Source organism: Lamprobacter modestohalophilus (assembly GCF_016583905.1).
GTDB classification, from domain to species: Bacteria; Pseudomonadota; Gammaproteobacteria; order Chromatiales; family Chromatiaceae; genus Lamprobacter; species Lamprobacter modestohalophilus.
Genome location: NZ_NRRY01000028.1, coordinates 25,029 through 44,503, shown reverse-complemented (window position 1 = coordinate 44,503; position 19,475 = coordinate 25,029). Strand labels below are relative to the sequence as shown.

14 protein-coding genes and 2 pseudogenes are annotated in these 19,475 nt (G+C 63.5%); 7 read left to right on the top strand and 9 right to left on the bottom strand.

Annotated elements, in window-relative coordinates:
- Positions 1 to 12: 12 nt before the first annotated feature.
- From CKO42_RS15925 to CKO42_RS15895, 8 genes and pseudogenes are all read right to left on the bottom strand, one after another.
- The gene (locus tag CKO42_RS15925) at positions 13 to 360 is read right to left on the bottom strand and encodes an ATP synthase subunit I (RefSeq protein ID WP_274608928.1); all 348 of its coding nucleotides are present in this window, start codon (positions 358 to 360) and stop codon (positions 13 to 15) included.
- A gap of 296 nt (positions 361 to 656) precedes the next feature.
- A complete protein-coding gene (locus tag CKO42_RS15920) occupies positions 657 to 1,589 on the bottom strand; it encodes a ParB/RepB/Spo0J family partition protein (RefSeq protein WP_200246171.1) in 933 nt (310 codons plus the stop codon).
- Between the two features lie 56 nt (positions 1,590 to 1,645).
- On the bottom strand, positions 1,646 to 2,440 hold the full coding sequence (locus CKO42_RS15915; protein WP_200246169.1) for a ParA family protein: 795 nt from the start codon (positions 2,438 to 2,440) through the stop codon (positions 1,646 to 1,648).
- The gene (rsmG, locus tag CKO42_RS15910) at positions 2,433 to 3,143 is read right to left on the bottom strand and encodes a 16S rRNA (guanine(527)-N(7))-methyltransferase RsmG (RefSeq protein WP_200246167.1); all 711 of its coding nucleotides are present in this window, start codon (positions 3,141 to 3,143) and stop codon (positions 2,433 to 2,435) included. Before rsmG ends, CKO42_RS15915 begins: the two co-directional genes overlap by 8 nt.
- 75 nt (positions 3,144 to 3,218) lie before the next feature.
- Positions 3,219 to 3,485: pseudogene (gene gidA, locus CKO42_RS28565) on the bottom strand (tRNA uridine-5-carboxymethylaminomethyl(34) synthesis enzyme MnmG); the annotation flags it as partial.
- 332 nt (positions 3,486 to 3,817) lie between these two features.
- Positions 3,818 to 5,384, bottom strand: a pseudogene (mnmG, locus tag CKO42_RS15905) (tRNA uridine-5-carboxymethylaminomethyl(34) synthesis enzyme MnmG); the annotation flags it as partial.
- A gap of 150 nt (positions 5,385 to 5,534) precedes the next feature.
- Positions 5,535 to 6,413: an Rpn family recombination-promoting nuclease/putative transposase gene (locus tag CKO42_RS15900; RefSeq protein WP_242479435.1), complete on the bottom strand. Its 879-nt coding sequence runs from the start codon at positions 6,411 to 6,413 to the stop codon at positions 5,535 to 5,537.
- Positions 6,414 to 6,517: 104 nt separating this feature from the next.
- A complete protein-coding gene (locus CKO42_RS15895) occupies positions 6,518 to 7,417 on the bottom strand; it encodes a Uma2 family endonuclease (RefSeq protein ID WP_200246161.1) in 900 nt (299 codons plus the stop codon).
- Between the two features lie 426 nt (positions 7,418 to 7,843).
- Here CKO42_RS15895 and CKO42_RS15890 point away from each other — a divergent pair, with 426 nt between their 5' ends.
- The 4 genes from CKO42_RS15890 (at position 7,844) to CKO42_RS15875 (ending at position 14,563) form a co-directional block, all read left to right on the top strand.
- The gene (locus CKO42_RS15890; protein WP_200246159.1) at positions 7,844 to 8,833 is read left to right on the top strand and encodes an AAA family ATPase; all 990 of its coding nucleotides are present in this window, start codon (positions 7,844 to 7,846) and stop codon (positions 8,831 to 8,833) included.
- A gap of 234 nt (positions 8,834 to 9,067) precedes the next feature.
- Positions 9,068 to 10,267: a DUF58 domain-containing protein gene (locus CKO42_RS28290; RefSeq protein WP_338034932.1), complete on the top strand. Its 1,200-nt coding sequence runs from the start codon at positions 9,068 to 9,070 to the stop codon at positions 10,265 to 10,267.
- 83 nt (positions 10,268 to 10,350) lie between these two features.
- Complete coding sequence (locus tag CKO42_RS15880; protein WP_200246157.1) at positions 10,351 to 12,489, top strand: transglutaminase TgpA family protein; 2,139 nt, start codon at positions 10,351 to 10,353, stop codon at positions 12,487 to 12,489.
- A 289-nt stretch (positions 12,490 to 12,778) separates the two neighbouring features.
- Positions 12,779 to 14,563: an AAA family ATPase gene (locus CKO42_RS15875; RefSeq protein ID WP_200246155.1), complete on the top strand. Its 1,785-nt coding sequence runs from the start codon at positions 12,779 to 12,781 to the stop codon at positions 14,561 to 14,563.
- A gap of 254 nt (positions 14,564 to 14,817) precedes the next feature.
- Here the strand turns inward: CKO42_RS15875 and CKO42_RS15870 are convergent, their stop codons facing one another.
- Positions 14,818 to 16,350 carry a LysM peptidoglycan-binding domain-containing protein gene (locus tag CKO42_RS15870; RefSeq protein WP_242479434.1) on the bottom strand — a complete coding sequence of 511 codons (1,533 nt, stop codon included), beginning with the start codon at positions 16,348 to 16,350 and terminating at the stop codon, positions 14,818 to 14,820.
- Positions 16,351 to 16,699: 349 nt separating this feature from the next.
- Here CKO42_RS15870 and rlmH point away from each other — a divergent pair, with 349 nt between their 5' ends.
- The 3 genes from rlmH to rng are packed head-to-tail and all read left to right on the top strand — an operon-like array spanning position 16,700 to position 19,450.
- Positions 16,700 to 17,224, top strand: a complete 525-nt coding sequence (rlmH, locus tag CKO42_RS15865) for a 23S rRNA (pseudouridine(1915)-N(3))-methyltransferase RlmH (protein WP_200246153.1) — start codon at positions 16,700 to 16,702, stop codon at positions 17,222 to 17,224.
- Positions 17,221 to 17,940, top strand: a complete 720-nt coding sequence (locus CKO42_RS15860; RefSeq protein ID WP_200246151.1) for a Maf family protein — start codon at positions 17,221 to 17,223, stop codon at positions 17,938 to 17,940. The genes rlmH and CKO42_RS15860 overlap by 4 nt, the downstream gene beginning before the upstream one ends.
- Positions 17,941 to 17,995: 55 nt before the next feature.
- Entirely contained in the window at positions 17,996 to 19,450 is a 1,455-nt protein-coding gene (rng, locus tag CKO42_RS15855; RefSeq protein WP_200246148.1) for a ribonuclease G, read from the top strand.
- Positions 19,451 to 19,475 lie beyond the last annotated feature (25 nt).

Here is a 19,475-nt window from a genome sequence, read left to right as displayed (position 1 = left end):
TGAGGTCTCTTCTTAGCTATTCGAGCGTGCATCCGGGCGCTGCGCGAGCACCGCTGGCACCATTTGGACCGCCAAGTAAGCGCCAAATAGCGCCAGCGGTCTTAGGTCGTCCAGCAGTGCGAACGCCAGGCCGAAAACGGCTAGGGCAATTGCAATCTTCGCGAGCTCGGCGCCATAGATGCGAGCGAGCAAACGTCCCGGCTCTTGCGCTTGGTAGCGCTGAAAGACGCGGTATGCGAAGTACCAATTCGCGAGGAGGCAGGCGCCAGCGCCAACGGCTGCTGAGCGCACTACATCCAGACCGAACGGGAAGGCGGCCGATACGACCATCACTGCCACAATACCCTGCCAGACGAGCAGCCGTTTGAGCTGTACGCGGTCTGGAATACTCAGACTGTCGGCGTGGGTTGAAATGTGGCCGCCCTCCTAAAGCCCGAGGAGTATAAGTTCTGCTGAATATTCGGGTCAACGCCTATGGGCGACGGAGAACCGCTCACGGCGCCAAAATAGCACCGGCTTCAGGGGACAGTAAGCCACCTAAAAACAATAAAATCTCTTTAAAAACAGTGTGAAGAAGCGACACAGCGTTTGCCCTGATGCAGCCATAAACTGTTTTATATCGATAGGGCCCATCGAGATTGCTTATGCCCTTTTGGCTAGCGGATATGTGCCAGGATGCCGTCAAGCTCGTCGAGGCTGTTGTAGTTGATCACCAGCCGGCCCGTCCCCTTGCTGCCGTGCTTGATCGCCACCCGCGCCCCAAGACGCTCGGCAAGAGCGTCTTGCAGTTGGCGGATGTTCGGGTCCGGCGCCGGCTCGGTATGGCTCACGGGCGGATCATCGGCATCGGTTTGTAGGCGGCGAATCAAGCGCTCGGTGTCGCGCACCGAGAGCCCCTGCATGACTACTTGGCGCGCAGCCTTGATCTGCTGCTCTCCACGGAGGCCGAGCAGCGCGCGCGCATGCCCCATCTCGAGGCGCCTGTCGTCCAAGAGCGTCTTGACCTCATCCTCGAGTTCGAGCAGGCGCAGCAGATTCGTCACCGTACTGCGGGACTTACCCACCGCCTCGGCCACCTGCAGATGGCTGAGGCCGAACTCGTCCAGTAGACGCCGAAGCGCACCGGCCTCCTCGAGCGGATGCAGGTCATCGCGCTGAATGTTCTCGATCAGCGCGATGGCCAGCGCAGCCTGTTCGGTGACATCACGCACCACCACCGGGATACGCTCGAGCCCTGCTTGCTGGCTCGCACGCCAACGGCGCTCGCCAGCAACGATCTCGTAGCGCCCGGGCTCGACTGAGCGCACCACGATCGGCTGAATCACACCTTGGGCCGCGATTGAGTCGGCGAGCTCGCGCAAGCGCTCCTCATCGAAATCGCGTCGCGGCTGATAACGCCCCCGCTGGATCTGGTCCAACGGCAGCTCACGCACCGCCTCGCCGACGACCGGGGCGATGAGCGCTTCAGCCATAACGGGCGTTAGCTCCGCGTCGGATTCCGGCAGGGATTCCGGCAGGGCAGACTCGCGCGCCCCGCCAAGCAATGCATCGAGCCCACGGCCCAATCCTTTCTTCTTAGCAACTGTCATCGGCACTGAGGCTCCGAGATAGCGAGACGATAGCGAGACGATGGCACGGCAAGCCGCTAGGCCGCGCTCGGCGTGCGCTCGCGCCGCCGCAACACCTCGCTCGCCAAGGCTTGATAGGCAACAGCGCCGCGCGAACTCTGATCGTAGAGCAGCGCCGGCAGCCCATGGCTGGGTGCCTCGGCCAGCCGCACATTGCGCGGGATGATGGTGCGATAGACCTCAGCGGTGAAATGCGTCACCAGCTGGGTCGAGACCTGATTGGCGAGATTGTTACGCGGATCATGCATGGTACGGAGGATGCCCTCGATGCGCAGCCCGGCATTGCGGCTGCCGCGGATCTGCTCGACCGTATCGAGCAGCGCTGACAACCCTTCCAGCGCGTAGTACTCGCACTGAATCGGGATCAGGACCCCGTCAGCGGCGACCAACGCATTCACTGTCAGCATGTTCAACGAGGGCGGACAATCGACGAGCACGATCTCGTAGGCATCGGCGACACTGGCCAGCGCCTCCGCCAAGGCCCGCTCTCGCTGGTCAGACTGCATCAGCCCGACCTCGGCAGCGGTCATATCGCCGTTCGAGGGCAGCAGATCAAACCCCGGCGCCGGGGCCTCGATCCGCACCACACAATCAGCGAAGCCGGCCTCGCCCATCAGGAGATCACAGCCGGTGCGCTCGAGTCCGTTCTTATCGACCCCGACGCCCATGGTCGCATTGCCCTGGGGATCGAGGTCGACCAAAAGCACGCGCCGACCAATCGCAGCCAGCGAGGCCGCTAGATTGACCGCCGTCGTTGTCTTGCCAACACCGCCTTTTTGGTTGGCGATGGCGATGGTTCGGATACTAGACATGGATACTGCCGTCGAGGGGAACTTCAATCAGGGAACGCTCGCCGTCGACACCAGGAACAACGAGGGGGTGGAGACGGGGCTCGCCGAGCCGAGCCTCAGTCGCTAGCGATGCATCGGACTCAGCGCTGCTCCGGCTTGCGATCAGCGCCGCCAGCTCGTCCTCAGCCAAACGGCCCTTCAACGCCAGCAGGCGGCCATCTGCGAGCGATAAGCCCTGGGCGCTGGCGCAGAGGCTCGGCAGCGACGCTAAAGCGCGGGCGACAATAGTAGCGAATTTGCGCTCCGGCCGGTACGCCTCAAGTCGAATCTGGATCACCTCGACATTCTTTAGGCCGAGATCCAACACCGCCTGACGCACGAACCGCGTCTTTTTGCCATTGCTATCCAGCAGGGTGAAGTCCAGGTCCGGCCGCGCCGTGGCCAGAGGAATACCGGGAAGCCCGGCACCGGTGCCCAAGTCCAGCACCGGCCCGCGGGTCAACCAAGGCAGCACCGCCAGACTGTCGAGCAGATGCCGCGCGACCTGCTCGCGCGGATCACGGATCGCGGTCAGGTTATAGGCCTGATTCCACCGCCCGAGCAGCTGCAGATACTGGATCAGCCGGTCACGCGCGGGCTGGTCGAGGGCATGGCCGATCTCCGCCGGCATTGCCGCCAACCCGGCGTCGAGCTGGGCTCGCAGCGCCGAAGGATCAACAGCCACGCGAATCGAGTCTCATGAATCTGATCTCAACGGGATATGGGATATGGGATATGGGATATGGGATACGCAGCTCGATCAGGCACTCAGCCGCTTGAGATGGATCAGCAGGAGCGACACCGCTGCCGGGGTCACCCCCGGAATCCGCGCGGCCTGGCCCAAGGTTGTGGGCCGCACCCGCCGCAGTTTCTCCGATACCTCTGACGATAAGCCGCGAACCTTCTCGTAATCGAAATCGACCGGCAGCGAGCGCGCCTCCTGCCCACGCTGACGCTCGACCTCATCCAGCTGTCGCGCGAGATAGCCGCCATAGGCTGCCTGGATCTCGACCTGTTCGGCGATCGCTGCTGCATCCGGATGACGCGCGGCAGAGGACACTGTAGCCGCTTCGCTCGCGCCGCTTTGATCAGGTAACATGGCAACTGGCCCGCTAACTAGCTCCGGTAAGGTTTCACCTGCGCTATCGGTTTCACCTGCGCTATCGGTTTCACCTGCGCTATCGGTTTCACCTGCGCTATCGGCGCCATCAGCAACCCTGAACTCAGCGCCACCCTGACCAGCATCATGCTCATTCAGCATGGCGTCAGTCTCGGCATGGTCAGAAAGCGATGGCGATGACCGCGCAGACACACCGAGCGGATCACCGATACCCTCGCAGACAACCAGATCGAGATACCCAACCGCCGGCCGGGCCAGCAATTCCAGCGCCCGCACCTCCCGCTTGATCGACTCGCCGGTATGCCGCTCGACCTCCGCCGCCAGCTCAGTCCCAGGCCGCACCCAGCAGGCACGCAGGCGCTGCTGCTCGCGCTCAATCGCCTCGCGCTTGGCCTCGAAACGCTGCCAGCGCACGTCGTCTACCAACCCAAGCCGGCGCCCGGTCTCGGTTAGGCGAAGATCCGCGTTGTCCTCGCGCAACATCAGCCGATATTCGGCGCGGCTAGTGAACATCCGGTAAGGCTCGTTGGTGCCACGCGTAATCAGATCATCGACCAGCACGCCGAGATAGGCCTCATCGCGCCTCGGCGACCAAGGCTCCAACCCCTGCACCTGCCGAGCGGCATTCACGCCCGCCAGCAGGCCCTGTGCTGCGGCCTCCTCGTAACCGGTGGTGCCATTGATCTGACCGGCAAAGAACAGGCCCGGCACGAAATGCGTCTCGAGCGACGGCGAGAGATCGCGCGGATCAAAGAAGTCGTATTCGATCGCATAGCCAGGCCGGGTCAGATGCGCCTGCTCGAAGCCCGGGATCGAGCGCACCAGCGCGTGCTGGACATCGAAGGGCAGGCTGGTCGAGATACCGTTCGGATAGATCTCGCCGCTCTCCAGGCCCTCCGGCTCGACGAAGATCTGATGCGAGGTCTTGTCGGCAAAGCGCACGATCTTGTCTTCGATCGACGGGCAGTAGCGCGGGCCGATGCTCTCGATCACACCCGAATACATCGGCGAGCGCGACAGGCCGCCGCGGATGATCTCATGCGTGCGCTCAGTGGTACGGGCGATGTGGCAGCTGACTTGGCGCGGATGCTCAGCGGAGCTGCCGAGATAGGAGAACACCGGCACGGGTGCATCGCCTGGCTGCTCCTCGAGCTTGCTGTAGTCGATGCTGCGCGCGGCGATGCGCGGCGGCGTGCCGGTCTTCAGCCGCTCAACGCGAAACGGCAGCGCCCGCAGGCGCTCGGCGAGCGCATTCGACGGCGGATCACCGGCGCGACCGCCCTGATAGTTGCTGAGGCCGATATGGATCTTACCGCCTAAGAAGGTGCCGACCGTCAGCACCACCGCCCGCGCTCGAAACTCCAGCCCCATCTGGGTGCGCACGCCAACGACGCGCTCCGCCTGGCCATCCGACTCCAGCAGCAAATCATCGACCGCCTGCTGGAACAGATCCAGATTCGGCGCCGTCTCCACGGCCGCACGTACCGCAGCGCGATACAGCATCCGATCGGCCTGGGCGCGTGTCGCCCGCACCGCAGGCCCCTTGCGTCGGTTCAGCACCCGGAACTGGATACCAGCACGGTCGGTTGCGCGCGCCATCAGCCCGCCAAGCGCATCGATCTCGCGCACCAGATGGCCCTTGCCAATCCCGCCGATGGCCGGGTTACAGCTCATCTGGCCGATGGTCTCGATGTTGTGGGTCAAGAGCAGCGTGCGCGCGCCGACGCGGGCCGCGGCCAACGCCGCCTCAGTGCCAGCGTGACCGCCACCGACGACGATGACGTCGTACTGTTGTTCTGCCAACATGCGCCAGCTCTCCTCGCAAGTGAGCGGTTATGATAATTCGAATCGATGCGGGATCAGACGAGGGAGTCGCGAGCTGGAAGTGGCCCACGAGGCACATCGCGTGTTGACATCCGCGAGATGATTACGCAACTGAATCTGCAGCGACATGCGCTAACCAGCTCCACGCAGGCGCTGGATGTCGTCCAGGCTCAAGCCGGTTTTCTCGGCCAGGATCACGTCATCGGTGATGACATCGAGCAAGCTTCGAGCGATGCGTTCGCGCTCCATCCGACGCCCCTCCTTAAGGCCCTGCATCCGCCCGACACCATAGGACGACTGCACCATGCTCGCCTGCTGGTGTAGGTCGTCCTGATAGCGCTCGTAGGCGCGACGCTCGGGCTCTGGGAGCTTGAGCACATCGAGCTCATCCTTGGCCTGCTGCAGCCCGCGGGCAGTGAAGTCACTCTGGATCTCTTCGTTTTTCAGAAAGTAGATCCATTGGTCGAGCGGGTCGCGGGCGATGTCGTCGAACTGGTTGACTTTGATCAGGTAGTACTCGGGGAACAACTGGTGCGCTTGGTCGCATTGGTAGAGTTCACGCTGCTTGTCGCTAAGCTGTAATTCGTCTTGGCGATGCAGGCCGATGAAGCGGGTGGCGCCGTGGTAAACGTAATCCTCACCTTGGCCAAAGTCGAAATAGAGGATGCTGACCGAGATGACTTTGACAATGTCCTCGTAGGGGGCGCCTTTGGGCAGGTTGTCGACGACCGTGCGGGCGCTGCTGTGCAGGATGCGCTGCAGATAATCGAACTGGCGTTCGTACTGGACCTCGATCAGGATGATCTCGCCGTGCTGATTGCGGGCGCGTAGGTCGACCCGGTTGAGCTTCTCGAGCGGGGTATCGCGGCCGCTCTCGCTATCGAGGATTTCCAGGATCTGGATGTCATCTTGCAGCAGCTCGCTGAGGAAGCCTTCGAGAATGCCGAAGTGGGCCTTGCTGCGCAGCAGGCGCTTTAAGGCCCAATCGAAGCTGATCAGGCGGCGGGGCATGGGCATGGACTCAGAGGTTGGGTAACAGTCGTGGCTCAATAGAGGCAACGGCAATCAGCGCGTGAGCAGCGAGGTATGGAGTTGGATCGGCGAGTCCCCTGGCGTCAGGAGACGCCGCGCAGCCGGGCCAGCTCGGCCAAAAGTGCCGCTTTCTCCTCGCGCTCCTGCTGCGCGAGCTGCTCGGCCTGATGAAGCGCCTGCTCAGCCTGCTGGCGTGCCAGCTCAGCCTGCTGATACGCCTGCTCAGATTGTTCGCGCGCCTGCTCAGCGAATGCGCGCGCCCTGCGCTCCACCTCCAACACCTCCCGATCGCGCTGCCACTTAGGCAACACAAAGGGCGCATAGACCGCATCCTCGATCATCGCGGTCGGACCGGGCTGGCGCTGCAGATCCTCGAGCCGAAAGCGCAGGCCCGGCACCACCTCGGACTGCAACACGCCCTCGTCGGTTGGGATCGGTTGGTAGCGACCAAAGGCGTTACGACGGTAGAACCGTTGCCAGCGTGTTTCATGGTGCAAGATGTAGTATTCGCGCACCCCGGCGGCCTCGTATTCACGCCGCTTCTGCTCGGTGTCGCGGGCGATCTCAGCCGGAGTGCTGTCGGAGAGGGCCTCGACGCAGAGATCGAAGGTACCCTTGTAGGAGCGATCCAGATCCGCGAGCGGAATCGGGTTGCTGTCGAGCACCAGGCCGAGATCTGGCTTGCGGATCGCGACCTTGTCGGCGAGGCGCAAGCGAAAACCCATCTCCAGCGCGGTCAGCTGGGCGTTGTCGTGCGTCTCCAGATAGAACTGCAGCAGCTGGAGCAGCCATTGGTAGACGCGGATGGTCAGGGTATCGGACACCGGCTTGACCTCCAGATAACCGTCGTTCCATTCGTAGCCGTTGTCGTGCTCGTAGTAAGAGGCCCAATAATCGGCCTCGCTGACTCGGGTGCCGGCGGGGGGATCGGGGTCGAGACCGATCCTGGGCGGATCGGTTAGGGCGATGGCGGGCGGTGACATGATCTCAGACCCTCCTCGGTGCGCTTGAACAATCCAGTAAACCGACGATACCAAAGGCCATGTTCGAAAGCGATCGAGCGCGAGCCTCGCTGCCCGCAATCTAGGCTTGGCTTGCCATTTCCTCTCGCAGCACCCACAGGGACTAGACTAAGGCGATTGCTGGAAACGCGCGTATCGAATTGCGCAGGATGTTCGTTTGCCTTCCATTCGTTTGCCTTCCATTCGTTTGCCTTCTCGTTTAGCTTCTCGTTTAGCTTCTCGTTTGGCTTCTCGTTTGGCTTCTCGTTTGGCTTCAAGAAGCGTCGTCGGGAGCATAGCCGGGCTCTGTGACCGCCGAGGCGACGCGGAAGGCGAGCGAAAAGACAAGCCAGGCATTACAGGCTTTGACAGACATCGCCTAAGGGCCGATGTCCTTTGGAACCCTCTATGACCTTTGCAGAGAATCCAGCAACCGAGCTTGCTCGCTTCAAACTCACCACAGGCAAGCTTCGCAGCTCCCGCACGAGCCCCTTCGCCGCGCTGATCGAGACCGCCGGCTCGGTGATCCTCGGCAAGACCTATGAGATCAAACTGGCCTTCGTCTGCTTGCTCGCCGGCGGTCATCTGCTGATCGAGGATCTGCCGGGGGTTGGCAAGACCACGCTCGCACACCTGCTCGCGCGCCTGCTGGGTCTGCAGTATGCGCGCATCCAGTTCACCAGCGACATGCTGCCGGCCGATGTGCTCGGGGTCTCGGTCTATGACCGCGCCGCGGAGCAGTTTCGCTTCCATCCCGGACCCGTGTTCGCACAGCTGGTGCTGGCCGACGAGATCAATCGCGCCACACCCAAGGCACAGAGCGCGCTGCTCGAGGCGATGGAAGAGCGCCAGGTGACCGCCGATGGCGAGACTCGGGCGCTGCCGCAACCCTTCTTCGTCATCGCCACCCAGAACCCGGCGCACCAGATCGGCACCTTCCCGCTGCCGGAGTCGCAGCTCGACCGTTTCCTAATGCGCATCGCGCTTGGCTATCCGGACCAGGCGCAAGAGCGCATCCTGCTCGCCGGCGAGGACCGACGCGCGATGGTCGCGGGGCTGCAGCCGCTGATCGACGCGGCGACGCTGATGCAGTTCCAGACGCGCCTGGATGGCATCCATGCGGCACCGCCGATCATCGACTACTGCCTGCACATCCTCCAGTACACCCGTTCCAGCAACCGTTTTCGGCATGGGCTCTCACCGCGCGCTGGGCTCGGCCTGCTGCGCGCCGCCAGGGCCTGGGCGATGGTCGAGGGGCGCGATTATGTCGCGCCGGACGACATCCAGCAGGTGCTGCCAGCGGTGGTGCCGCATCGGTTGGCGCAAGAGACCGAACAGGGCGCGCGCACTGATTCAACCGTCGCGGCGCAGATCCTCGATGCCATTCCCATTCCTTGAAAGCGGCCGATAGGCTCAGACGATGATGACGATGATGACGATGACGCCGATGAACACCGCGTTTTCAATCAGCTTCCTCTTCATCCCCTCTGCACCTGCTGGGTGGTCTTGGCACCCTTGGCATCCTTGCGGGATCTTTGTTCTATCGCATCTTGATCGGCGTACCTCTGCGTCATCTGCGGTTGAAAAGACGAGAGAGGAGAGCGGGAGCGCCAAGGTACAGTGGCGTAGACGGTGACTCAATCACGCCAGCGCTGGCTCGACGGGCTGATGCGCCGCAACCCCCACGATCAACAGGGCGTGGCCTGCATCGGCGCGCGTCGTATCTATATCCTGCCGACCAGCACCGGAGTCACCTTCGGCGCCATGCTGTTTGCGACACTGCTCGGCTCGCTGAACTATCAGAACAACCTCGGTCTATTCCTAACCTTTCTGATGGCCGGCATCGCCTTGGTCAGCATGCACTATTGCTGGTACAACCTGCTCGGGCTCTCGGTGCGCTGTGTCGATGCCGAGCCGATCTTCTGCGGTCAGCCGGCCCGGTTTCGGGTCGAGTTCTGGAATCAGCGCGATCGGCGCCATGGCGAGCTGTGTCTGCGCGGTGGCGAGTGCGCCGAGATTGCAGCCGGCAGTCATGTCGAGATCGACCTGCACCAAAGCACGGATCAGCGCGGGCTGATGCGACTCGAGGAGTTGCTGATCGACACCCGCTATCCACTCGGCCTGTTCCGCGCCTGGGCGCTGGTGCGCACCCCGGCCAAGGTGCTGGTCTATCCACGCCCAGCGCCTCAGGCACCTCAACCGGGGCTGGACAGCGCACCAGAGCAGCGGACCAAGCAGCAAGAGGCCGCTAGGACAGCGCAAGACCAAGGGGCCGATGACTACATCGGCTCGCGCGGCTATCGCGACGGGGACTCGCCGCGGCAGATCGACTGGAAGGTGCTGGCCCGCGAGCGCGGCCTGGTGACCAAACAATTCGGCGCTGATCAAGCCGCCCAGGTGCAGCTCGACCTGCGTCAGCATTGCGGCGAGCTGGAGCAGCGGCTGTCGCTGCTGACGCGCCAGGTGCTCGATGCCAATGCGCGTGATCTCCGTTATGGGCTAACGCTCGGCGCTCAGGTAATCCCTTGTGGACGGGGCGAGCAGCATAGGCAGCGTTGCCTAGAAGCCCTAGCGCGTTGTCCGGCCGATGTCGCTCATGACGCCGATTTTGGTGCTGGTGCCGGTTCAGACAATGACGGGGGCGCAAGCTCTGGCTCTGGCTCTGGCTCTGGCTCTGGCTCTGGCTCTGGCTCTGGCTCTGGCTCTGGCTCTGGCTCTGGCTCTGGCTCTGGCTCTGGCTCTGGCTCTGGCTCTCGAGCTGATTCTAGCCAGAGCGCTCTCGATATCGCCAGCTCCAGCGCTCTTGCTGGCGCGCCGCGTGGCTCAGCATGAGTCAGCGACCCGCAAGCGATCGACCTAAGCGGTCCGCTGACCTTCCAGATCGGCCCAGTCTCCCGCGCATGTTCAGCAGGCTGTTGCAATCGCTGCGATTCAACCAGCCCTCCCAGCACAGCAAAACACCGCAGCCAAGCCGCCGTCGACATCTGCGCAACAGCCATCAAGACCGCTACCGCGATCGGCCCCCAGATCGCTGGCAGCTCACTGCCGCGACCCTACTGCTCGGGCTCGGCGCCGCGCCACTACTGTTCGAGCTACGCCTGCAGGTCGGGCTCTTCGTCCTCGGGCTCCTACTGATCAGCGGCGCAGCCATTCGCTGGCCACGCCTGCAGCCGAATCGCTGGGTCTTGGTTGCACTGACCCTGCTCGGCGGGCTCATCGTGCTCGAGAGCTATCGCTCGCTGGTTGGTCAGAACGCCGGCAGCGCACTGCTATTGGTCATGATCGCGCTGAAGCGGCTTGAGAGCCGCACGCGCCGGGATCTGCGAGTGCTGGTTATCGCCTTCGGCTTCCTGCTTGTGATCCAGTTTCTGTTCGGCGAATCGCCCTGGCTCGCGGTCTGGATGCTGCTGATGCTGATCGGCGCGATCGCCTTGCTCGCCGACCTCAGCGTCGCCGGACGATCTGACAAGCGCCTGGCAGACTGGCGAGCAGCCGGCCGCACAGCGCTCATCCTGACCGCCCAAGCCGCGCCACTCGCGCTAGTCCTATTCGTGCTCTTTCCACGCCTCGACGCACCGCTCTGGGATCTGCAGCTCGGCGACGAGCGCGCGGTCACCGGACTCAAGGACTGGCTCGAGCCCGGCTCGATCACTGAGCTGATCATCTCCGGCGAAGACGCCTTTCGGGTGCGTTTCGATGCCCCCCAGAACCCGCCGCAAGACCTGCCCGTCAACGCCATGTACTGGCGCGGCCCGGTCCTCTGGCGCACCAATGGGCAGCGCTGGCTGCCACTGTCATCGACAACGCCAACGCCAACGCCAACGAATCGGTCGGACAACGCCCAGCCAGCCGATGCCCTTCCTGTGCGAGAACTCCTCAGCGACCCCATCAGCTATACCGTGGTGCTCGAGCCGACTGATCAGCGCTGGCTGTTCGCGCTCGAGCTGCCCACTCAGCTACCGGAGCGCTCCCGACTCACCGCCGACTTCCAGCTCCTCGCCGAGAAGCCGGTGACCGATCTCCGGCTGTACCGTGCCAGCTCGGTCGTCGACTACCGGATGAGCCGACTCTCGCCAGCCCATGAGCGTGCTGCGCTGCAGCTGCCCGCAAACATCAGTGAGCGCATGCAAGCTCTAGTCGCTGACTGGCAGGCAAGCTCGGAAACACCAGCGCAAATCGTGCAGCAAGCCCTGACCTTCTTCAGCCAACCGCCGTTTCGCTACACGCTGCTACCGCCAGCGCTTGGTGCAAACCCTACCGATGAGTTCTTGTTCGAGACCCAGGCCGGCTTCTGCGAGCACTATGCCTCGAGCTTCGTCCTGCTGATGCGCCTAGCCGACATTCCGTCGCGCATCGTGCTCGGCTATCTTGGCGGTGAGTACAACCCCCTCAGCGGCGACTACCTGATCCGCCAATCCGACGCCCACGCCTGGGCCGAGGTCTGGCTCGACAGGCGCGGCTGGACCCGTGTCGACCCCACCGCGGCGATCGACCCCGCGCGCGTCGAGCGCGAGCTGCGCTTTGATACCCTCGGCCGCTCGGCGCCGGCGCGCTTCCGCGTCGAAGAGAGCAGCGCCCTCGGCCAACTGGTGCGCGGTGCCCGCTTCCTCGCCGGCGCCTTCGACTCCGGCTGGAAGAACTGGGTGCTCGGCTATTCGAGCCGCGACCAATTCCGGTTGCTGGACCAACTCGGCCTCGGACAGCTCCGAGAGTACGGTTTAGCGCTACTGATGACGGTAGCCGGATCGGCGGTGATGCTTGGATGGGCCTTAGCGTTATCACGCCGGCCAAGAGCGCGCGATCCGGTCCAACGCTGTTGGCAGCGCTTTGGGCAACGGCTCGCCCGCATCGGCCTTGGGCCGCAACGCCACGAAGCACCGCTTCATTACCGTGCGCGGGTCCTCAAGGCGCGGCCCGACTTACAGCCGACGGTCGACGCGATCGTCGACAGCTACCTCAGGCTGCGCTACCAAGCCCCTCCGACAAAGACCGACCATCGGATACTTTGCCGGCAGATTAGCCGCTTCCGGCCACGGCGCGATCGTCGGGCATAGAAGCCACCGAGACCGGTCAAGCCCGCCAGTAGCGCAAGCAGCCCAGCACCGGAAAGCGTCTGGGGCGGCTGCGCTCAGCCGCCACAGCTCCGCATGCCGGGGCCAAAGGGATTCAGCCACCAGCGGCAGCGCTCGGCGCGGTCAGCCTCTGATATCCATTGGCGCTGCCGCAGGCACCGTTGGTGATTTGCTCGAAGTTGGCGGTGATGGACTGGGAGGCTTCGATCGAGTCCCCAGCGCGACCCAGCGCTTTATACTAGCTATATGCTTCAGGTTTCGCTCATCCATTATGAAATTCCCTTACGGCACCGCTGACTTTCACAAAATCATTTCCGAGGGTTACTACTATGCCGATCGGACCGAACGCATTCGCACACTCGAAAACGTCGGCGACCAAGTGCTCTTCCTGCGCCCGCGCCGCTTCGGCAAGACCGCCTGGCTGACCACGCTGGAGAACTACTACGATCTCGCCCGTGCCGAGGAATTCGATACGCTGTTCGGGGAGCTCGCCATTGGCCAAGCACCCACCGAGCGGCACAATCAGTATTTCGTGCTGCGCTGGGACTTCTCCATGGTCGATGCCAGTGGCAGCCTGGCCGAGATTCGCCAGGCGCTGCACAACCACATCAATGCCCAAGTGGCCGACTTTGGCGTTCGCTATCGCAAGCAGCTCGGCGTGGACCTTCGCTATCATCCCAGTGATGGCCTAGTGGCTCTGCGCGCCGCGGTCAGCGCCGCGCGCGCCCAGGGCCATGATCTGTATCTCTTGATCGACGAATACGACAACTTCGCCAATGAGCTGATGCACGGGCGCCGAGCCGACTACGATGCACTGGTCTCCGGCGAAGGCCTGCTCAAGACCGTCTTCAAGGCGGTCAAATTCCTGGCCTCGGGCGCCGGCATCGACCGGGTCTTCATCACCGGGGTGTCTCCCGTCGTGCTGGCCGATATTTCCAGCGGCTACAACGTCTCCGAAAACCTCAGCCTGGACGCGCGTTTTATCGACCTCTGCGGCTTCACTGAGGCCGAAATCATCGCCGTGATCGACCAGCTCGCCGCCGAGCAGGGGCGTGATCACACCTGGTCCGAGCGCATGCTCGCGACCATGCGCACCTGGTACAACGGCTATCGCTTCGGCTACGAGCCCGGCCCAGGACTCTACAATCCCACCCTGGCCCTATACTTCTTCAAGCATCTGGCCACCACCGGGCAGCCGCCGCGGGAGATGCTCGACAGCAACCTCGCGATGGACCGCAACCGCATCGACTTCGTCGCCCGCCAGCCGCATGGGCAGGCGTTGATCGGTGCCGCGCTCGATCCTGAGCATCCACCGGTGATCGCCAGCCTGGCGCATCGCTTTGGCGTCGAGGACATGCGCCGCGCGCCCAAGGACGCGCCTTTTTTGGGCTCGCTGTTGTATTTTCTCGGTGCGCTGACACTCAAGGATCAGGATGCCATGGGGCGTCTGGTGATGGGCGTGCCCAATCTGGTCATCCGCAAGCTGTATGTCGAGAAGTTCCGCGATCAGCTGTTCCCTGAGTACCCCGAGCGCGAGAGCCTGCGCGCCGCCGCCGAAGGCTTCTACAGCAGCGGAGAGATCGCACCGCTGATCGAGGTGCTGGAGGCGAACCATCTACGTGTGTTCGACAATCGCGACTATCGCTGGTCAAACGAGCTGACGGTGAAGACGGTCTTTCTGGTGGCCTTGTTCGCCGACATCTTCTACGTGATGGACTCCGAGACGGCCATCGCGCGCGGTCATGGCGACCTGTCGCTGATGGTGCGCGAGGAGATGCGCCGCTTCGCGCTGCTCGATCATCTGCTGCAATTCAAGTACCTGAGCCTTCAGGATCTGAACCTCAGCGGCGAGTCAGTGCGCGAGCAGCCGCGCGATGCCCTCGCTGCCCTGCCCGTGGTGGCTTCGGCTTTGGACACCGCCGAGGCCCAGCTCGCCCGCCACCGCCTAGGGCTCGAGCAAGCCTACGGCGAGCGCCTGCGCTTGCACACTCACGCCGTGGTTGCGCTTGGCTTCGAGCGGCTGGTCTGGCGCAGCAGCCCGGGGCTAGGTGCTTGAGTCCTGAGGGTGCGGCCTATGGATTCATTCTCCGGGACGGCCCCGCGCCATAATGGGCCTTATGTCGGGCGCTCACCGCGCACCGGGCGGAAATAACCGATGGACTCCATTTTCCCCATGAATTCGGCGGAGCAGGCCTGCCTTGTTCGCCAGAGCGATTCTGCAAGATGGGTCATTTCTAGGAACCCTCGATTCCCATCAGCCAATCACCGTCAGCCAATCACCGTCAGCCACTCACCGTCAGCCACTCACCGTCAGCCACTCACCCTCAGCTTCTGACCAACCCGGATGGTGTTGTCATTGGGATCAAGCTGGTTGAGCTTGCGCAGCTTATCGACTGAGATACCGTTGTTGACCGCGACGCGATAGAGAGTCTCTTGCGGTTTGACGACGTGATACTTAGCCTTGGCCGTGGGTTTAGTCGTCGCCGCTGTCGCCGATGGCTTTGCGCTTGCTGGCTTGGCGGCTGGCGCCTTTGCGCTTGTCGGCTTGGCGGTACCGGTACTGGTATTGGCCAGTCTCACCGAGCCGGTCTTTGCTGCCTGCTTCGCAGAGCCGCTGTCGTTGCGAACCACGAGAGTCGCGGTGGATGGCACGCTGATGCGATCTCGGTAGGTCGGGGGATGGGCGGCAACGCGGCGCGTACTGCCGGCTGGTAGCCAGACTGTGCTCCCGGCTGGAAGCTGTGACCGACCATCGACAGCCGGATCACGCCAGTGCAGATTCGCGCGCGCCAGGCTGGCGGTCGAGACGCCGTAGTGATTCGCAACATGATGCGCTGGCATCGAGCTGCGGAGCACCAGGCGCTCATAGGACCAAGGCTGCTCGAAATTCACCCCTTCTGGGAAGTAGCGATTCGGATGATCGGCCACCTCGCGCGCAGCGACGAAGGAGGCGTAGAAGTTGCGCGAAGCAAAGCCAAACGCGCGCCCCTTGTAGTTCTTGACGATCTTGCCGATGTCGTCGCCATATTGAGCCTTGGCGTTGGCCATGCCGCCCTTACCGTGGTTGTACGATGTGATTGCCAGCGGCCAGCTGCCGAGCTTGCGATGCGCCGCTGACAGATAACGCGCGGCACCATCAGCACAGGTAATCGGGTCAAGCCGCTCATCGATGTTACGGTCGACCCGCATCCCGTATTCACGCCCAGTCGCCGGCATGAACTGCCAGATACCGGCCGCGCCGACGCTCGAGCGTGCATGGGTCTGGAATGAAGACTCGACATGGGGCAAGTAGGCCAGATCATCAGGCACGCCCTTCGCCGTCATGATCTGGCGAAAATAGGGATCGTAGCGGCCGCTGATCTCAAGCCCGCGTTTGAAGCGCTCGCGCACCCCGCGCTGGCTGCGAAGTCTGTCTGAGGCCCCGTAGATCGCACCCTTGCCCGCACCCTGCTCGATCTTGGCCAGCAACTCTTTGTCTGATGACGTCAGCGGTGTGCGCTCGCGTACCTTACGCTCGAGGGAACGCAGCTGGTCCCGATACATCGCCTCGCGCGCCTTGACCCAGGCGCGCTGTTCATTGGTGTAGCCTTCCTGCACCGTGCCGGGCAGCTCGCCCACCTCGTAGACCACCCCCATGTGCTCGTTATCATGGAAGGCGACCTGGCCGCGACTCCAGATGCCGTAGACATGGCGCCAAAAGTCGACATTGGGCTGGATCTCTTCGGGGACCGGGAACGGGCCGCTGGTGTCGTACTCGATCTTGGAGACGGAGTCGCTGCGTAGGTTGGAGCCACCCCCACAGCCACCGAGAGCAACCAGCGCCAGCAGGGCAAGCGCCCACAACAGGCCACGGGCTCTGGAAGCTATCGCAACCGGAGATCGCGACCTCAGGTTGTCTATCGTGCGACGGGGGGCGCGACGGGGAGCGCCCTTGGTCAAGCCACCCGGCAGGCTGCCAACGGTGCCCATCGCAAGTTGATCAATCGGCGATTGGATGCGGATTCCCAGTGGCTTGCTCATGGCGCAACCGCGACCTCCTCAGGTATTTTGAATGAAAACAGTGAGAATCGTCGCCTACCTGAGACGATTTCGCAAGAGCCGATCGGCACACGCTGCGATACTCCAGCGACATTCCAGCGACACTCCACTAACACGCCACCAATGCTCACCCGCAACAGTTTACCGGAGCCCGATGCGTATCCAACTCCTTTGCGTCGGCCGACGCATGCCAACCTGGGTCAACGAGGGCTTCGCCGAGTACGCGAAGCGCCTGCCGCCAAGCTGCGCCCTGTCGCTCGTCGAGATCGAGCCGGCGGCGCGAGGCAAGGGCTTAGGCCGTGGTCGCACTAAGACCGGACAGCGCGCGCAGCTCTCACCGGCAGAGCGCGACCGATTGCTGACGGAGGAAGGCGAGCGACTCCTGAAGGCGACCCCGAACACCGCGCTAGCGGTTGCGCTCGATGTACGCGGGCGCGCCTGGAGCACCGAGGCGCTGGCGCGCGAGCTCGAGGCCTGGATGGCGGGTGGGCGGGACTTGGCATTCTTGGTCGGCGGACCCGACGGACTCTCGCACGACTGCTTGGCGCGGGCCGAGCAACGCTGGTCGCTTTCACCCTTGACCTTCCCCCATCCACTCGTGCGTGTCATCCTCGCGGAACAACTCTACCGAGCCTGGACCCTGACGCAGGGCCATCCTTACCACCGCGGATCAGCATGACCGAGCACAACCACAGCCCTGATGACCCCGCGACTGATCCCGCGGCGGCGACGGCGACGGCGACGGCGGCGACCAATGTCCCCCAAGCCACCGACCTCTATCTGGCCTCACGCTCCCCACGCCGACTCGAGCTACTGGCGCAGCTGGGCCTGAGGCCGAAAGTCGTCGTCGCCGAGATCGACGAGACACCAGCAGATCACGAGGCGCCAGAGGCCTTTGTGGCCCGCATCGCGCAGGCCAAGGCACAGGCCGGCTGGGCCACCTTGAACGGGCGCGCCAGCAAACCCCTGCTCGCCGCCGACACTGCGGTCGTCATCGGCGCGCAGATCCTCGGCAAGCCGGCAGATGCCGATGCGGCGCTGCGGATGCTAGCCTTGCTTTCCGGGCGTCAGCACCGGGTGCTCACGGCCGTGACCTTGCTCGCGCCCGCTGCGAGCGCTGATCCACAGGCACGCAACCCAGCCTTGCAGCGGCAGGTCGTCGTCGAGACCCAGGTCCAGATGCGTCGAATCACGCCCGCAGAGGCCCGCGCCTACTGGGCGAGCGGCGAGCCCTCGGATAAGGCGGGCGCCTATGCGGTCCAAGGCTTAGGGGCGATCTTCGTCGAGGCGGTGCGCGGCAGCTACAGCAATGTCGTCGGTCTGCCACTGTTCGAAACCGCGCAGCTGCTGCGCGAGCAAGGCGTCGATCCGCTCGCGTTGCCCATCACATCATAACGAGGTCAAGACCGATGCCACTGAGCCACACCGCCGCCCTGCCTGCGGCCCGACGATGAGCGAAGAGATCCTCATCAATATCACTCCCCCGGAGACGCGCGTTGCGGTCGTCGAGAACGGCGTGGTACAGGAGATCATCATCGAGCGCGCCGAGCGCTGCGGGCTGGTCGGCAATATCTATCGCGGGCGTATCTGCCGCGTGCTGCCCGGGATGCAAGCTGCTTTTGTCGAGATCGGCCTCGATCGCGCGGCGTTCTTGCACGCGTCCGACATCATGAGTCCGGAAGGCGAGGCGCGCAGCGATAACATCAACAGTCTGGTCAAGGAGGGTGACCCGATCCTGGTGCAGGTGGTCAAAGACCCACTCGGCAGCAAGGGCGCCCGACTGACGACTAATATCTCCATCGCCTCGCGCTACCTGGTCTTCATGCCACGGCTCGGCAACACCGGCGTCTCGCAAAAGATCGAGGACGACGACGAGCGCAAGCGCCTGCGCGAGGTGCTGCAAGCCTACGTCGACGAGCACGAAGGTGTCGGCGGCTACATCGCTCGCACCGCGGCGGAAACGGTGAGTGACGAGAACCTCTGCCGCGACATGGCCTTTCTCGCCAAGCTCTGGAGCGGCATCCGCGAGCGCGCGGGCAACACCAGCGAGACCGGGCTGATTCATGACGACCTGCCGCTGGCGTTGCGCGCACTGCGCGACCTGGTGACACCCGAGGTCGAGCGGGTGCGGATCGACTCGCGCGCTACCGTCGATAAGGCGCGCCCGTTCGCGGTGAAGTACATCCCCGAGATCGTCGATCGCATCGAATACTACGGCGGCGAGCGGCCGCTATTTGATCTGTACGGGGTCGAGGATGAGATCCAGAAGGCCCTGCAGCGCAAGGTGCAACTGAAGTCCGGCGGCCATCTGGTGATCGACCAGACCGAGGCGATGACCACCATCGACGTCAACACCGGCGCCTTCGTCGGTCACCGTAACCTCGAAGAGACCATATTCAAGACCAATCTGGAGGCCGCGCAGGCGATCTGCCGCCAGCTTCGATTGCGCAATCTCGGCGGCATCATCATCATCGATTTCATCGATATGACCGATGAGGAGCACAAGCGCCAGGTGCTGCGCGCGCTCGAAAAGTGCCTCGCGCGCGATCACGCCAAGACCCACATCACCGAGGTCTCAGCGCTCGGCCTCGTCGAGATGACCCGCAAGCGCACCCACGAATCGCTCGAGCATATCCTCTGCGAGCCCTGTCCCTGCTGCAACGGGCGTGGCTCGCTGAAGACCGCCGAGACGACCTGCTACGAGATCTTCCGCGAGATCTTGCGTGAGTCGCGCCAATTCGAGGTCGAACAGCTGCTGGTGCTGGCCTCGCAAGAAGTGATCGACCGTCTGCTGGACGAAGAATCGGGGCATCTCGCCGAACTCGAGGAGTTCATCCACAAGCCAATCAAGCTCCAAGCCGAATCGCTCTATACTCAAGAGCAGTACGATGTGGTCTTGATCTGATCGTAATACGGATGGCGCGTTGCAT

Bases quoted from the DNA above. Each gene is read 5' to 3' on its own strand.
- CKO42_RS15920 (WP_200246171.1), bottom strand. From the start codon at position 1,589: ATGACAGTTGCTAAGAAGAAAGGATTGGGCCGTGGGCTCGATGCATTG.
- CKO42_RS15895 (WP_200246161.1), bottom strand. From the start codon at position 7,417: ATGTCACCGCCCGCCATCGCCCTAACCGATCCGCCCAGGATCGGTCTC.
- CKO42_RS15875 (WP_200246155.1), top strand. From the start codon at position 12,779: ATGAAATTCCCTTACGGCACCGCTGACTTTCACAAAATCATTTCCGAG.
- CKO42_RS15900 (WP_242479435.1), bottom strand. From the start codon at position 6,413: ATGCCCCGCCGCCTGATCAGCTTCGATTGGGCCTTAAAGCGCCTGCTG.
- CKO42_RS15890 (WP_200246159.1), top strand. From the start codon at position 7,844: ATGACCTTTGCAGAGAATCCAGCAACCGAGCTTGCTCGCTTCAAACTC.
- CKO42_RS15915 (WP_200246169.1), bottom strand. From the start codon at position 2,440: ATGTCTAGTATCCGAACCATCGCCATCGCCAACCAAAAAGGCGGTGTT.
- rlmH (WP_200246153.1), top strand. From the start codon at position 16,700: ATGCGTATCCAACTCCTTTGCGTCGGCCGACGCATGCCAACCTGGGTC.
- rng (WP_200246148.1), top strand. From the start codon at position 17,996: ATGAGCGAAGAGATCCTCATCAATATCACTCCCCCGGAGACGCGCGTT.
- CKO42_RS15860 (WP_200246151.1), top strand. From the start codon at position 17,221: ATGACCGAGCACAACCACAGCCCTGATGACCCCGCGACTGATCCCGCG.